Genomic DNA, 15170 nt, shown 5'->3' on the forward strand with positions numbered 1-15170 from the left:
TGTGTGGAGGTGGTACTGAAGCCGCCTATCTTACCGTGCCTTGCGCCGGGCCACCGTTCGCGCAATTTTGTTCAATACAGGGATCGTCGTCCTGCCTAGCATGCGCCTCTTTCGATATAGCCCGACGAGGCGAGGAGGCATGCTCATGTTCTGGTCTGAATTCCTGTTGCTGGCCGGCGCACATCTGCTGGCGCTGGCCAGTCCCGGTCCGGATTTCCTGTTGCTGGCGCGTAGCAGTCTGCGTCACGGTCGGACGTATGGGTTGGCCGTGAGCCTGGGCATCGCGCTGGCCAATGGGCTCTATATCGCGCTGGCCATCGGCGGCTGGAGCGTGCTGCAGGACAGTCCGGCGCTGCTGGTCGCCTTGCAGTGGCTGGCCAGCGGCTACCTGGCCTGGCTGGGATGGATGTTCATACGCGCCAGCCGGGCGTCCGCCGACTGGCCGGACATGGTGGCGATTGCGCATGCGCAGCGCGTATCACCCCTGCTCGGCATGAGCGCGGGCTTCCTGTCGGCACTATTGAATCCCAAGAATGGCCTGTTCTACTTCGGCCTCTTCACCGTGATCGTGGAGGCGCACACCGGGCTGGGCCGCAAGCTGTTCTATGGGGTGTGGCTGGCGTGTGCGGTGCTGGCCTGGGATGCTGCGCTGGTCTGCCTGATCGCGCGGGAAAAGGTAGTGGTCGCGCTGGGCCGGGCGATGCCGTTGATCGAGCGCTGCGCCGGCCTGCTGTTGCTGGTGGCCGCCGTGGCCCTGGCGGCTGGGCGCCTGCGCTGATTTCCTCAGGGCCTTGCGTATTGCAGGGGCGTGACGGCCACACGGGATTTGAAGACGCGATGGAAATGGCTCTGGTCGGCAAAGCCGGTGTCGTAGGCGGCATCGGCCGCACTCGCCCCCTGACGCAGCAGCACGCGTGCCTGGCGGATCTTCATGTCCAGTTGCAGTGCATGGGGCGTCATGCCGAAGCGGCGATTGAACTGGCGGATCAATTGATATCGGCTGGTGCCGGCGATGGCGGCCAGGGTGTCGAGCGTGATGCGTTCACGGCAATGGGCCTGCAGGAAATCATGCGCGGCCTGCAGGCCGTCGCTGCCTTGCGTGGCCATCGTGAGGGCGCCGGCGCAGGTTTCTGCGCATAGCTGCATGAGTTCGTGCAGGCAGGTGATGATGTCGGCCTGCAGGTCGGCGTGCAGGTCGACCTGGTGGGCGTCCAGGGCCGCTGTCATGCGGTTGAGCAATTGGACCGCCGAGGCAGAGCGCAGCACCTGAGAATCCATCCTCTGGAGCAGCCCGCGGGTGCTCGGGGTTTCATCGAGCAGCGTGGCCAGCCAGTGCACATCGAGGTGGAACATGCGATAGCTCCAGCGCTGCAGTTCGGCCGGATTGCAGCTATGCACATCACCGGCTCTGACCAGTACGACATCACCGGGGACGATGGCCATGCTCCGGCCCGCCACGGAAAAGACGCTCTGGCCGCCATCGACGATGCCGATGGAAAAGCTGTCATGCGTATGCGGGGCATAGCAGGACAGGCTACCGGTGGCGCGCCGGCCTTCGAGGAAGGGCAGTTCGGGCGTGTGCCAGAAGTGTTGGAGAGGCATCATGACAGGGTTGGCGAGAGTCGCGGTGGGCCATTTTAAGATAAAGTATCCGCTTCGCCGTCCTGCCCGTTTTCCCGCGCCTTTGCTGCTGTCCTGCCGGTGTGCGGCGCATGGTACGTCTTCCATCCCGTTTTTCCGGTTTTCATCCCTGTTTCCTTGCTCCGCTTGCCATGACCACCTCGATCGTCCGCGCCGCCTGTCCTCATGATTGCCCCGATACCTGTGCCTTGCTGGTGACCGTCAAGGACGGCGTCGCCACCGAGGTGCGTGGCGACCCGGATCACCCGCCCACCTCCGGCGTGCTCTGCACCAAGGTTTCACGCTACACCGAGCGCACCTATCACCCCGATCGCCTGCTTTATCCCATGCGCCGGGTGGGCAAGAAGGGCGAGGGCCGGTTCGAGCGCATCAGCTGGGACGAGGCGATTGCGACCATCGCCCAACGCCTGGGGCAGATTGCCTTGCGCGATCCCCAGGCCATCCTGCCCTACAGCTATGCCGGCACCATGGGGCAGGTGCAGGGTGAATCAATGGCCGGGCGTTTCTTCAATCGCCTGGGGGCGTCGCAACTGGAGCGCACCATTTGCGCCTCGGCCGGCGGCGCCGGTTATCGCTACACCATCGGCGCGCGTATCGGTACCGATCTGGAACAGGTCGACAATGCCAGGCTGATCCTGATCTGGGGTGGCAATCCGATCGCCTCCAACCTGCACTTCTGGACCCGGGTGCAGGCCGCCAAGCGGAATGGTGCACGCCTGATCGCCATCGATCCTTATCGCTCGCTCACAGCCGAAAAGTGCCACCAGCATATTGCCCTGTTGCCGGGTACTGATGCGGCCCTGGCGCTGGGCATGATGCATGTGCTGATTGCCGAGGACCTGCTCGACCACGACTACATCGCCCGTCACACGCTGGGCTTCGATCAGTTGAAAGAGCGCGTGGCGGAATGGACGCCGGCCCGCACCGCCGAGGTCTGCGGCATCGAGGCCGAAGAAGTGCTGGCGCTGGGGCGTGAGTACGGCCGCGTGGCGCTGGCCGGCGAAGGCGTTTTCATCCGCGCCAACTACGGCTTGCAGCGCGTGCGCGGCGGCGGCATGGCGGCGCGCAACGTGGTCTGCCTGCCAGCCCTGGTGGGGGCCTGGCGTCACGCCGCCGGCGGCATCCAGCTGTCGGTGTCGGACAGCTTCCCCAAGGATGCGGCGGCGCTGAGTCGGCCCGACCTGGCCGCGCGTCATGGCGCCCCGGCCCGCGTCATCAACATGAGTACCATCGGCGACGATCTCCTGAAGCCGGCGTCGCCCGAGTTCGGGCCCCAGGTGGAGGCGGTGATCGTCTACAACTCCAACCCGGTGGCGGTGGCACCGGAGTCGGCCAAGGTAGCGCAGGGCTTCGCCCGCGAGGACCTGTTCACCGTGGTGCTGGAGCACTTCCAGACCGATACCGCCGACTACGCCGATATCCTCTTGCCGGCCACCACCCAGCTGGAACACATCGACGTCCATGCCTCCTACGGTCACGTCTACATGCTGGCCAACAATGCGGCCATTGCGCCCATGGGCGAGGCCAAGCCCAATACCGAGATCTTCCGCCTGCTCGCTGCGGCCATGGGGTTCACCGAGGACTGCTTCCGTGACAGCGATGACCAGTTGGCGGCGGTGGCCTTCCGGCGCGATGACCCGCGCAGTGGCGGCTACGACTGGCAAGTGCTCAAGGAAAAGGGCTGGCAGCGTCTGGCCATGCCGGTCGCGCCGTTTGCCGAAGGCGGGTTTGCCACGCCCTCGGGCAAGTGCGAATTCTATTCGGCGCAGATGAAGGCGGCCGGTCTCGATCCGTTGCCGGCCTATATCGCGCCCTACGAGTCGGTGGCCAGCAACCCGGAACTGGCTGCCCGCTATCCGCTGGCGATGATTTCCCCGCCGGCGCGCAATTTCCTCAACTCGTCCTTCGTCAACGTGCAGAGCCTGCGCGATACCGAGGGCGAGCCGCATCTGGACATGCACCCGCAGGACGCCGCTGCCCGCGGCATCGCACAAGGCGATACGGTGCGCGTGTTCAATGATCGCGGCAGCATGCAGGCGCGCGTGCGTGTGACGGAAAAGGCACGCCCGGGTCTGGTGGTGGGGCTGTCGATCTGGTGGAAGAAGTTTGCCGCCGATGGCAAGAACGCTAACGAGGTGACCAGCCAGCGCTTGACCGACATGGGTAACGCGCCCACCTTCTACGACGTGCTGGTGCAGGTGGAAAAACTGCAGCAGCCGGTTGTGGCGCACTGAGTCCCTGCATCATGCTGCGCAGGGGCATGCTGGTGCTGGCGCTGGGCGGATTGCTGGGTTTGGGCGCGTGTTCATCGGTGTCCTATTACGCCCAGGCCGCGCATGGCCAGTTCTCCCTGCTGGCGCAGGCCCGGCCGCTGGATGACTGGCTCGCCGATCCCGCCACCCAGCCGGCGCTCAAGACCAAGCTGCAGACGGTGCAAGAGATTCGCCGCTTTGCGGTGGTCGAACTGGGCTTGCCCGATAACGGCAGTTACCGCACCTATGCCCAGCTGGACCGGCCTTTCGTGTTGTGGAACGTGGTGGCCGCACCGGAACTCTCGCTCAAGGCCAGGCAGTGGTGTTTTCCCATTGCCGGTTGCGTGGACTATCGCGGCTATTACAGCCAGCAAGCGGCCCAGGACTACGCCGCCGCGCTGCAGCGGGACGGCTATGATGTCCAGGTGGCAGGAGTACCGGCCTATTCCACGCTGGGCTGGTTCGATGATCCGGTCATCTCCACCTTCATCCAGTATCCCGACGGTGAACTGGCGCGCCTGATCTTCCATGAACTGGCGCACCAGACTGTCTACGCTCGGGACGATACGCCCTTCAATGAAGGTTTCGCGGTAGCGGTCGAGGAACTGGGGCTGGAGCGCTGGCTGGCGGCGCGCCACGATTCCGCTATGACCGAGGCGTATCAGCGCTATGCGCAGCGCAAGCGGGAATTCCTGGCGCTGCTGGACAAGTACCGCGCCCAGCTGAAGGACAACTACGACAGCGATGCCAGCGATGCCGTGAAGCGCGATCGCAAGGCCGCCATCTTCGCCGCCCTGCGTGCCGAATACGCGACGATCAAGAGCACACGCTGGAACGGCTATGCCGGCTACGACCGCTGGTTCGCCATGCCGTTGTCGAACGCGCATCTGGCCCTGGTCGGTGCTTATCACGACATGGTGCCGGCTTTTCGGCGGCTGTTCGAAAACAGTCGAGGTTTTCCTGATTTCTATGACAAGGTCCGGCGACTGGCGCGCATGGACAAGCCCGCCCGGCACGCCGCGCTGGGCGATGCGCCCTTGACCACGGGCAAGGCGGCGCCAGAAACATTTCCCACCGACACCATTGGGCAGCCCAAACGGGATGCAGGCGGGTATCATCCCGGGTGATTTGGCCGGTCTGTCCAGGCGCGGCCTTCATCATTACCCGGCGCGAAGTACCCCCGAACGGAGGGCATTTCACAAAAATTCACTTAATTCGGGCGCAAAGTGCTTGCCCCGCGGTCGAATGCTGGATAGCATCTGCGTTAAATAAAAAAACACTCGTGCTTTTTTGCTGTGCGCGCCAAGCGGTCTCAACATGACACCGCCCAGCCCCAGCGCACGTTATGACCGGAGACAGAGGACACACTATGGAAAGATTCTGGCTTGCATCCTATCCTGCAGGCGTTCCCGCGGACATCGACCCCGGCCGTTACGGCTCGTTGGTACAGATGATCGATGAAGCCTTCACCAGGCACGCCGACCGCAATGCCTACGTCTGCATGGGCAAGTACCTGCGTTACAGCGAACTGGATACCATGTCGCGCGCACTGGGCGGCTGGCTGCAGGGACTGGGGCTGCAGAAGGGCGCCCGGGTGGCGATCATGATGCCCAATGTGCTGCAGTATCCGATCGCCATCGCGGCGATCCTGCGGGCCGGTTATACCGTGGTCAATGTCAATCCGCTCTATACCGCGCGCGAGCTGGAACATCAGTTGAAGGATTCGGGCGCCGAAGCCATCTTCGTGCTGGAAAACTTTGCCTGCACGCTGCAGAAGGTGGTCGCCAATACCAGCATCAAGCATATCGTGGTGGCCAGCATGGGCGAGCTGCTGGGCACGCTCAAGGGTGCCATCGTCAACCTGGTGGTGCGCCACGTGAAGAAGCTGGTGCCGGCCTGGTCGCTGCCCAACGCCATCAGCTTCAGCCGTGCCTTGTCGCAAGCGCAGGGCAAGCAGTTGCGGCCGGTCAGCCTGACGCCTGACGACGTCGCCTTCCTGCAATACACCGGTGGCACCACCGGCGTGGCCAAGGGCGCCGTACTGACCCACCGCAATCTGGTGGCCAATGTGCTGCAGGCCGAGGAATGGCTGACCCCGGCGCTCAAGGCCGGCAAGCCCATCGACCAGCTGGTGTTCGTCTGTGCCTTGCCGCTGTATCACATCTTTGCGCTGACTGTCTGCAACATGCTTGGCACACGCGAAGGCGCGCTCAACCTGCTGATTCCCAACCCGCGTGATATTCCCGGCTTCGTCAAGGAGCTGGCCAAGTACAAGGTCAATACCTTCCCGGCCGTCAATACGCTCTACAACGCACTGCTCAACAATGCCGATTTCGCCAAGCTGGATTTTTCCGGCTACCGCTGCTGCGTGGGCGGTGGCATGGCCGTGCAGCAAAGCGTGGCCGACAAGTGGAAGAAGCTGACCGGCTGCCCCATCATCGAAGGCTATGGCCTGTCGGAGACCTCGCCGATCGCCAGCGCCAACCCCTGCACCATCGAAGAATACACCGGCACCATCGGCCTGCCGTTGCCCTCGACCGAGATCGCCATCCTCGACGACGATGGGAATCCGGTGCCGCTCGGCCAGCCGGGCGAGATCGCCATCCGCGGTCCGCAGGTGATGCCGGGTTACTGGCAGCGCCCCGACGAGACGGCCAAGGTCATGACGCCGGACGGTTTCTTCAAGACCGGCGATATCGGCATCATGGATGCCCTGGGCTATACCCGTATCGTCGACCGCAAGAAGGACATGATCCTGGTCTCCGGTTTCAACGTCTATCCCAACGAGATCGAAGGCGTGGTGGCGCAGCATCCGGGCGTACTGGAATGCGCCTGCGTGGGCGTGCCGGACGAACATACCGGCGAGGCGGTCAAGCTCTTCGTGGTGCGCAAGGATAAGTCGCTCACCAGCGAGCAATTGATGGCCTACTGCAAGGAGCAGTTCACCGGCTACAAGAAGCCCAAGTACATCGAGTTCCGTGATGAGCTGCCCAAGACCAACGTCGGCAAGATCCTGCGTCGCGAGTTGCGCGACGAGCCGGCCAAGGCCCAGCAGAAACGGGCTGCCTGACCGGATATACATCGTAGCGCTCCAATGAAAAATCGCTGCCGGATCACTCCGGCAGCGATTTTTTTTCGGGGCGGGAAAGATCAGTCCGGCACGGGCGTGATCACCGGCTTGCCACTGAAATGCGCCTGCAGGTTGTTGAAGGCCAGATCGGCCATGGCGGTGCGTGTGACCAGTGTGCCGCTGGCCATGTGCGGTGTCAGCACCACATTCTCCTGGGCAGCCAGTTCGGCGGGGATATTGGGCTCGTTCTCGAACACATCCAGACCGGCGCCGGCGATGGTGCCGGCCTTGAGCGCGGCGATCAGAGCGGTTTCATCCACCACCGAGCCGCGTGCCACGTTGATCAGGAAACCCTTGGGACCGAGCGCATCCAGCACGTCTGCATTGACCAGTGCACGGGTACCGGCGCCGCCGGGGGTGATCATCACCAGGAAATCGACCGCCGCCGCCAGCGACTTGATGTCGCCGAAGTAGGTGTAGGGGACGTCCTTGCGCGAGCGATTGTGATACGCGATCTCCATGTCGAAGCCGGCGGCGCGGCGGGCGATGGCTTCGCCGATGCGACCCAGTCCGACGATGCCCAGCCGGGCGCCGCTGACCTTGGTGGTGAAGGGGAAGGGGCCGTTCTTCCACTCGCCACTGCGGGCGAAACGGTCGGCGCGCACCACGTTGCGTGCCACGGCCAGCATCAGTGCGATGGCCATGTCGGCCACGTCATCGGTCAGCACGTCGGGGGTGTGGGTGACATGGATGCCGCGCTCGCGGGCGGCCGGCACATCCACGCCGTCGTAGCCGACGCCGAACACCGAGACGATTTCCAGCGCCGGAAAGCGCGCCATGAATTCCCGCCCGACCTTCGCCTCGCCATTGGCGGCGATGCCACGCACCTGCGGGGCGATGGCGGCGAGCTGATCGTCGCTGAGCTGGTCCAGCACGAGGTTGTGGCAAGTGAAATTCTGTTGCAGCAGATCCAGCAGATGCTGTGGCAGACGGGCGACGATCAGGATGGTAGGGCGTTCGTTGGAAGTCATGGTCACTGGGGAGGAAGCGGTGATGGAGTCGTTACGATACGGACTATTGATACGCCACGGGCTGAAATCTTTTCAAGCCCGCAGCGGAATCTGTGGCTACAGCGCCGGGCTGAGGCTGCCCTGGCCGGCCGGGTCCAGCGGCGGCAAGGGACGTGGCTTGCGGCTTTCGTCGGTGGCCACATAGGTCAGCGTGGCCTCAGTGACCTTGACGATCTCGGTCTGCAGCCGGTTGCGCTCGGCATAGACTTCGACATTGACCGTGATGGAGGTATTGCCGACCTTGACGATGTCGGCATAGAAGGACAGCAGGTCACCTACGAAGACCGGATTCTTGAACAGGAAGGAATTGACCGCGATGGTCGCCACCCGGCCATTGGCACGGCGCGTAGCCGGCAGCGATCCGGCGATGTCCACCTGGGCCATGATCCAGCCACCGAAGACGTCGCCATAGACGTTGGCGTCGGACGGCATGGGCATGACCCGCAGTTGCGGCGCCTTGCCGGGCGGGAGTTGGGGGACGGTATGGGACATGCATGACTCCTTGGAGAGGGGAAGCCCCGGCGCGCTCGCGGGATGGCTCTTATAATCGGGGTTTGCGGTGTTGCGGGTTTGTGCCGAAAGCGACAAGGCTCCTAGTGTATCGGATGTCGCTCTTTTGTTGCGCCGTCTGCCACCGCCTCCCTATTTCCAGGTCCGTCCCCATGCGTCGTTATCCCAATTCTTCCACCTCACCTCAAGCACCGATCAAGCGCCAGCGTGGCGACTGGGACGTGGTCAAGACCCTGTTGCCCTACCTGTGGACCTACAAGTGGCGGGTGATGCTGGCGCTGGCCTTCCTGGTCGGCGCCAAGCTGGCCAACGTCGGCGTGCCGCTGGTGCTCAAGAAGCTGGTCGATGCCATGACCATCACCGCCTCCCATCCGCAGGCGCTGCTGGTGTTGCCGCTGGGCCTGCTGGTGGCCTATGGCGCGCTGCGACTGGCGACGGCGCTCTTTACCGAACTGCGGGAGCTGATGTTCGCCCGCGTCACCCAAAGGGCGGTGCGCACCATTGCATTGCAGGTCTTCCGTCACCTGCATGCCCTGTCGCTGCGCTTCCACCTCAATCGCCAGACTGGCGGCATGACGCGTGACATCGAACGCGGTACCCGTGGCGTCTCCACGCTGGTGTCGTACACGCTCTTTTCCATCCTGCCCACCATCATCGAGATCGTGCTGGTGCTGGCCTACCTGGTTACCCATTACGACATCTGGTTCTCGCTCATCACGGCCGGTGCGCTGGTGCTCTACATCCTGTTCACCATCACTGTGACCGAGTGGCGCACGCACTTCCGCCGCACCATGAACGAACTCGATTCGAACGCCAATACGCGTGCCATCGATTCGCTGCTCAATTACGAGACGGTCAAGTATTTCGGCAACGAGGAATTCGAGGCGCGCCGCTACGATGAAGGCCTGCAGCGCTACGAGCGGGCCGCCGTGAAATCGCAGAGTTCGCTTTCGCTGCTCAATACCGGACAGTCGGCCATCATCGCCATCGCGGTCACGCTGATCCTGTGGCGCGCCACCGCCGGTGTGATCGATGGCAGCATGACCCTGGGCGACATGGTGCTGGTCAATGCCTTCATGATCCAGCTCTACATCCCGCTGAACTTCCTGGGTGTGCTCTATCGCGAGATCAAGCAGAGCATGGCCGACATGGAGCGCCTGTTCTCGCTGCTGGAAGAAAACCGCGAAGTGGCTGACCGCCCCGGTGCACAGCCCCTGCGTACGCAGGGCGCGGAGCTGCATTTCGAACACGTCGATTTCAGCTACGAGCGCAATCGCCAGATTCTTTTTGATGTCGATTTCAAGGTCCAGGCCGGCACCACCACCGCCGTGGTCGGCCACAGCGGCTCGGGCAAGTCGACCTTGTCGCGGCTGCTGTATCGCTTCTATGACGTCGACCATGGCGCCATCCGCATCGATGGGCAAGACCTGCGCAATGTCACGCAAGCCTCTCTGCGACAGGCCATCGGCATCGTGCCGCAGGATACGGTGCTGTTCAACGACACCATCGAATACAACATCGCCTATGGCAAGCCCGGCGCCACGCGCGAGCAGATCGTGGCGGCGGCCAAGGCGGCCTATATCCATGACTTCATCGAGTCGCTGCCCGACGGTTATGCCAGCATGGTGGGCGAGCGTGGCCTGAAGCTGTCCGGCGGTGAGAAGCAGCGCGTGGCCATCGCCCGCACCCTTCTGAAAGATCCGGCCATCCTGATCTTCGATGAAGCGACGTCGGCCCTGGATTCGCGTGCCGAACAGGCGATCCAGCAACAGCTCGAAGAGATCGCGCGCGAACGCACGACGCTGGTCATCGCACACCGGCTTTCCACCATCGTCAATGCGCAGCAGATCCTGGTGATGGACCATGGCCGCATCGTCGAGCGCGGTACCCATGCGGGCTTGCTGATGGCCGATGGTCTGTACGCGCAGATGTGGCTGCGCCAGCAGGCGGGAGGTGACGAGGATAGTGCCTCCGCCGCACCGCTCAAGGAAGGCGAAGCGGTGCTGCTCGCGCCCGATGCCGAACCCAGTGTATTGAGGCCGGCCGAACAGCGCTAGCAGGGCCACGTGCCGACGCTGCTTGCGCCGGCACGGGCGCAGCGGCACAATTCGCCATTCGACCTAGAACGGGAAGTGGGCGGGCAATGGAAAGCAAATGGCTTGAGGATTTCGTCTCCCTGGCGGAAACGCGCAGTTTCAGTCGCTCGGCCGAGTTGCGGCACGTGACGCAACCGGCTTTTTCGCGACGTATCCAGTCGCTGGAGGCCTGGCTGGGTACCGACCTGATCGACCGTACTTCCTATCCCACCCGCCTCACGCCGGCCGGTGAAGTGTTCTACGAGCAGGCTGTGGCCATGCTGGGCCAGATCAACAATACCCGGGCGCTGCTGCACGGCAAGCGACCTACCGCCCAGACCACCATCGACTTCGCAGTCCCGCATACGCTCTCGCTGACCTACATGCCGAAGTGGCTCAGTTCGCTGGAGTCCGGCTTCGGCTCCATCAATACCCGCCTGATCGCCCTGAATGTGCACGATGCCGTGATGACCATCGTCGAAGGCGGCTGCGACCTGCTGTTGTGCTATCACCATCCACGCCAGCCGGTGCAACTCGATGCCAGCCGCTACGACATGCTGACCATGGGAACCGAGACGATGCGTCCCTACTCGCGTTGTGATCGGCAGGGCCGGCCCGACTACCTCTTCCCCGGCAGCGCCAAGGCGCCGCTGCCGTTTCTTTCCTACACCAGCAATGCCTATCTGGGGCGCATGGTGGAATTGATGATGGCCGATACCAAGCGGCCGCTGCACCTGGCCAAGCACTACGAGACCGACATGTCGGAAAGCCTGAAGATGATGGCGCTGGAGGGCCATGGGGTGGCCTTCCTGCCGGAGTCCTCGGTGGTCCGGGAAGTGCGAAATCGGCAGCTGGCACGCACGGATGGCCCGACCGGCGAGTGGGAGGTGGAGATGGAGATCCGCCTCTACCGCGAACGTCCCACCCCGCAACGCACCGGCAAGGCACTGGTGGCGCGCCTGTGGGAGTACCTGGTCGACCTGGATACGCAGCGGCAGGGAAAGCTGGAGCGTGATGAGCGCCAGAAGGTGGCGGCAGGCAAATCCGCCCGTGCGGCGGAAAAACGCGAATCCTGAGCCGGAAAAGGGTGGGGTGATCGCCGCAATCGCCCTTTCATCAAGGGTTACAGAAGGTTATGCATGGATTGCATAATTGCATGCTCACAAAGCATTAGCCTTGTTTTGGCCGGCTGGCTACGATGGCGGCGCTGAATCGGACCGGCACGAATTTCCAGTAGACGCAGGAGGCGTCGTGCTGGCAGGACGTGCTCCGTCCCGGCCCGTGCAGACGCCTGTGGCGCTGCTTGCAGGCTGGCGCCGACGGAGTAACATGCCCTGGCGAACTTCGGAATTCGGAAGCCTTTTGTCCTGACCTGCACGGAACTCAAAGGAGCGATTGCATCATGTCGAACGTACCTAATCACGAAGTGCCTTCCTATCTCGTCCCGCACGGCATCGGTCCGTGGGGCGTCTACCTCGAGCAGATCGATCGTGTCACGCCCTACCTGGGTTCGCTGGCGCGCTGGGTGGAAACCCTGAAGCGCCCCAAGCGCATCCTGGTGGTGGACGTACCCATCGAGCGTGACGACGGCACCATCGCTCACTTCGAAGGTTATCGCGTGCAGCACAACACCTCGCGCGGCCCCGGCAAGGGCGGCGTGCGTTTCCACCAGGACGTGACGCTCTCCGAAGTGATGGCGCTGTCGGCCTGGATGACGGTCAAGAATGCCGCCGTGAACGTGCCTTATGGTGGCGCCAAGGGCGGTATCCGCGTCGATCCCAAGACCCTTTCCCGTGGTGAACTGCAGCGCGTCACGCGTCGCTACACCAGCGAGATCGGCATCATCATCGGCCCCAACAAGGACATCCCGGCGCCCGACGTCAACACCGATTCGCAGATCATGGCCTGGATGATGGATACCTATTCCATGAACCAGGGCAGCACCTCCTCGGGTGTGGTCACCGGCAAGCCGATCTCGCTGGGCGGCAGCCTGGGTCGCCATGAAGCGACCGGTCGCGGTGTGTTCGTGGTGGGTTGCGAAGCGGCTGCCAAGCGCGGCATGGACATCAAGGATGCCAAGGTCGCGGTGCAAGGTTTCGGTAACGTCGGCGGCATCGCTGCACGTCTGTTTGCCGAGGCCGGATCCAAGGTGGTGGCAGTGCAGGATCACGTGACCACGGTGTTCAATGCCGGTGGCCTGGACGTGCCGGCGCTGCAGGCGTATGTCGCCAAGAACGGCAGCGTGAAGGGCTTCGAAGGTGCAGACGAGATTGCCGATCGCGCCCAATTCTGGTCGGTCGACTGCGACATTCTGGTGCCTGCTGCACTGGAACAGCAAATCACCGAGGCCAATGCCAATCACATCAAGGCCAAGATCATCCTGGAAGGCGCCAATGGCCCGACCACCCCGGCCGCAGATGACATCCTGCGCGACAAGGGTGTGCTGATCGTGCCGGACGTGATTGCCAACGCCGGTGGTGTGACCGTGAGTTACTTCGAGTGGGTGCAGGACTTCTCCAGCTTCTTCTGGACCGAAGACGAGATCAACCTGCGCCTGACCCGCATCATGCGCGAAGCCTTTGCCGCGGTCTGGCAACTGGCCGAAGAAAAGAATGTGTCGCTGCGTACCGCGGCCTTCATCGTGGCATGTACTCGCGTTCTGCAGGCCCGTGAAATGCGTGGTCTGTACCCGTAATGCGATAAAAGAACAGTCCGGGCAACCGGACCTGGGCGGCCCAAGACGACGCATGAGAGATCGTCGGCCGCATGAGCTCAGCTCTAGGAGGAGACGTGGTGGCTGTGCGTACGCGCACCGCAGGCCAGCCAGCCTTGCGGCGCAGGATCATCATCGACCAACCCGGCATTTCCATGCCGGGCGCTGCTGCATGTGCGCTCCCGGTTTGCGCCTGCGATGCCAACCTGATTGCGGTTGCGTCGCATCGTTCGCATTGCTCTCCCGCCTCTGCCTTCCTCCCGCTTTTCCCCTCTCTCCCCGAACTACTTCATCGCCCTGCAAGGCGCTCCCGTACTGGTGTTGCGCCGGTCATGGGCAAACCGCGCCTGCGCGCTTCAGGTCTCCATGGCTGCGTCCCCGCGCACCGTGCAGAGGCATTCACGGATCTTATTTCTGGCATGGATATTGCTGACAGGAACACTGTCGCTGCCGTGACGCCACGCGCGCCACATCGCAGTTTTCGGCCTGCTCCAGTGGGTGCCAGCGCGGCTGCTGGCCGAGAACTGCATCATCAGGGAAGTTGCGTATTGCCTGACCCGGTGGCATATGTCGTACAATGCGCCCGCCGCCTGTTGCGCATGGGTAATTTGTCTGCAGCGGGTCCACCGTGGGGGTGGTCTTCGAAAGAAGGCGCCAGGTGTGGATCAAACAATGCTGGCAAAGATCCTTGTTAGCACACAGAATAGGCAGCACGGCAGAGAACAATAACAGGCTCGTCAATACGGCCGGCCAGCCCGGTTCCGGGCGCCGCGCAAGCGGTTTCGGAATGGGGCTTTTGATACACTACGTAAAAAATTTTTCCAGGAGGTCACACAATGAAGTTATTGAAGCTAGCAGGGGTTTTGGTTGGGGCAAGCGTGCTGATGAGCTCGGTGCATGCCGAGGAATTCACTGGCCGTCTGAAGAAGATCAAGGACTCCGGCACTCTGACGCTGGGCGTGCGCGATTCGTCGATTCCTTTCTCGTATCTGGATGACAAGCAGTCCTATCAAGGCTACTCGATCGACCTGTGCCTGAAGGCAGCAACTGCGATCCAGAAGAAGCTGGGTCTGACTTCGCTGAACATCAAGATGGTTCCGGTGACTTCGGCCACCCGTATCCCCCTGATCGCCAACGGCACCACCGACATCTCCTGCGACTCCGCGACCAACAACCAGGAACGCTGGAACCAGGTGGCCTTCTCGATGACCGAGTTCGTGACCGCCAACAAGTTCCTGTCCAAGAAGTCGGCCAATCTGAAGACTCTGGATGACCTGAAGGGCAAGACCGTGGTCTCGACCTCCGGCACCTCCAACCTGAAGCAGATCACCGCGCTGAACGCCGAACGCAACCTGGGCATGAACATCCTGGCTGCCAAGGACCACGCTGAAGCCTTCCTGATGGTGGAAACCGGCCGTGCCGCCGCCTTCGTAATGGATGACATCCTGCTGTCCTCGCTGGCGGCCAACTCCAAGGCACCTGCCGACTACCAGGTCTCTTCGGAAGCCCTGTCGGTCGAGCCGTACGGCCTGATCCTGCCGAAGGGTGACAACGACTTCAAGAAGGTCGTCGACGACGCCCTGACCGTGGTCTACAAGGGTGACGACATCAAGAAGATCTACGCGAAGTGGTTCCAGTCGCCGATCCCGCCCAAGGGTGTCAACCTGAACGTGCCGATGAGCCCGCAACTGCAGGCAGTGATGGCCAAGCCGACCGATTCCTACGATCCGGCCGCCTACGCTGTGGTGCCGGAAGCCCAGAAGAACATGGGCAAGAAGAAGTAATCGGCGCATTTCCTGGTGCAATCTGACGAAACGGGGGCCTGTCCCCCGTTTTGTT

Annotated in this window: 11 protein-coding genes; 8 read left to right on the plus strand and 3 right to left on the minus strand. The window is 62.8% G+C overall.

Going from position 1 to position 15170, the window contains the following annotated elements; translation table 11 throughout:
* Positions 1–145: 145 nt before the first annotated feature.
* Positions 146–778: a LysE family translocator gene (locus HFRIS_RS03975; protein WP_006461946.1), complete on the plus strand. Its 633-nt coding sequence runs from the start codon at positions 146–148 to the stop codon at positions 776–778.
* Between the two features lie 5 nt (positions 779–783).
* On the opposite strand, the gene HFRIS_RS03980 is transcribed toward HFRIS_RS03975, so the two are convergent.
* Positions 784–1605, minus strand: a complete 822-nt coding sequence (locus HFRIS_RS03980) for an AraC family transcriptional regulator (protein ID WP_006461947.1) — start codon at positions 1603–1605, stop codon at positions 784–786.
* A gap of 167 nt (positions 1606–1772) precedes the next feature.
* On the opposite strand from HFRIS_RS03980, the gene HFRIS_RS03985 reads away from it, so the two are divergent.
* From HFRIS_RS03985 to HFRIS_RS03995, 3 genes are all read left to right on the plus strand, one after another.
* Positions 1773–3875: a molybdopterin-containing oxidoreductase family protein gene (locus HFRIS_RS03985; RefSeq protein WP_039874307.1), complete on the plus strand. Its 2103-nt coding sequence runs from the start codon at positions 1773–1775 to the stop codon at positions 3873–3875.
* An 11-nt stretch (positions 3876–3886) separates the two neighbouring features.
* A complete protein-coding gene (locus HFRIS_RS03990; protein WP_006461949.1) occupies positions 3887–5020 on the plus strand; it encodes an aminopeptidase in 1134 nt (377 codons plus the stop codon).
* A gap of 242 nt (positions 5021–5262) precedes the next feature.
* Positions 5263–6963: a long-chain-fatty-acid--CoA ligase gene (locus HFRIS_RS03995; protein WP_006461950.1), complete on the plus strand. Its 1701-nt coding sequence runs from the start codon at positions 5263–5265 to the stop codon at positions 6961–6963.
* Positions 6964–7043: 80 nt separating this feature from the next.
* On the opposite strand, the gene HFRIS_RS04000 is transcribed toward HFRIS_RS03995, so the two are convergent.
* Positions 7044–7994, minus strand: a complete 951-nt coding sequence (locus HFRIS_RS04000) for a 2-hydroxyacid dehydrogenase (protein ID WP_006461954.1) — start codon at positions 7992–7994, stop codon at positions 7044–7046.
* Positions 7995–8090: 96 nt separating this feature from the next.
* Positions 8091–8525: an acyl-CoA thioesterase gene (locus HFRIS_RS04005; protein WP_006461956.1), complete on the minus strand. Its 435-nt coding sequence runs from the start codon at positions 8523–8525 to the stop codon at positions 8091–8093.
* Positions 8526–8695: 170 nt separating this feature from the next.
* Here HFRIS_RS04005 and HFRIS_RS04010 point away from each other — a divergent pair, with 170 nt between their 5' ends.
* From HFRIS_RS04010 to HFRIS_RS04025, 4 genes are all read left to right on the plus strand, one after another.
* Positions 8696–10600, plus strand: coding sequence for an ABCB family ABC transporter ATP-binding protein/permease (locus HFRIS_RS04010; protein ID WP_006461957.1), 1905 nt, complete (start codon positions 8696–8698; stop codon positions 10598–10600).
* 86 nt (positions 10601–10686) lie between these two features.
* Positions 10687–11694, plus strand: a complete 1008-nt coding sequence (locus HFRIS_RS04015) for a LysR family transcriptional regulator (protein ID WP_006461958.1) — start codon at positions 10687–10689, stop codon at positions 11692–11694.
* 326 nt (positions 11695–12020) lie between these two features.
* On the plus strand, positions 12021–13313 hold the full coding sequence (locus HFRIS_RS04020) for a Glu/Leu/Phe/Val family dehydrogenase (protein ID WP_006461959.1): 1293 nt from the start codon (positions 12021–12023) through the stop codon (positions 13311–13313).
* A gap of 854 nt (positions 13314–14167) precedes the next feature.
* Positions 14168–15115 (plus strand): amino acid ABC transporter substrate-binding protein, encoded by a 948-nt coding sequence (locus HFRIS_RS04025; RefSeq protein ID WP_039874310.1) that lies wholly within the window; start codon positions 14168–14170, stop codon positions 15113–15115.
* Positions 15116–15170: the final 55 nt, after the last annotated feature.

Source organism: Herbaspirillum frisingense GSF30, assembly GCF_000300975.2.
Taxonomy (GTDB): domain Bacteria; phylum Pseudomonadota; class Gammaproteobacteria; order Burkholderiales; family Burkholderiaceae_D; genus Herbaspirillum; species Herbaspirillum frisingense.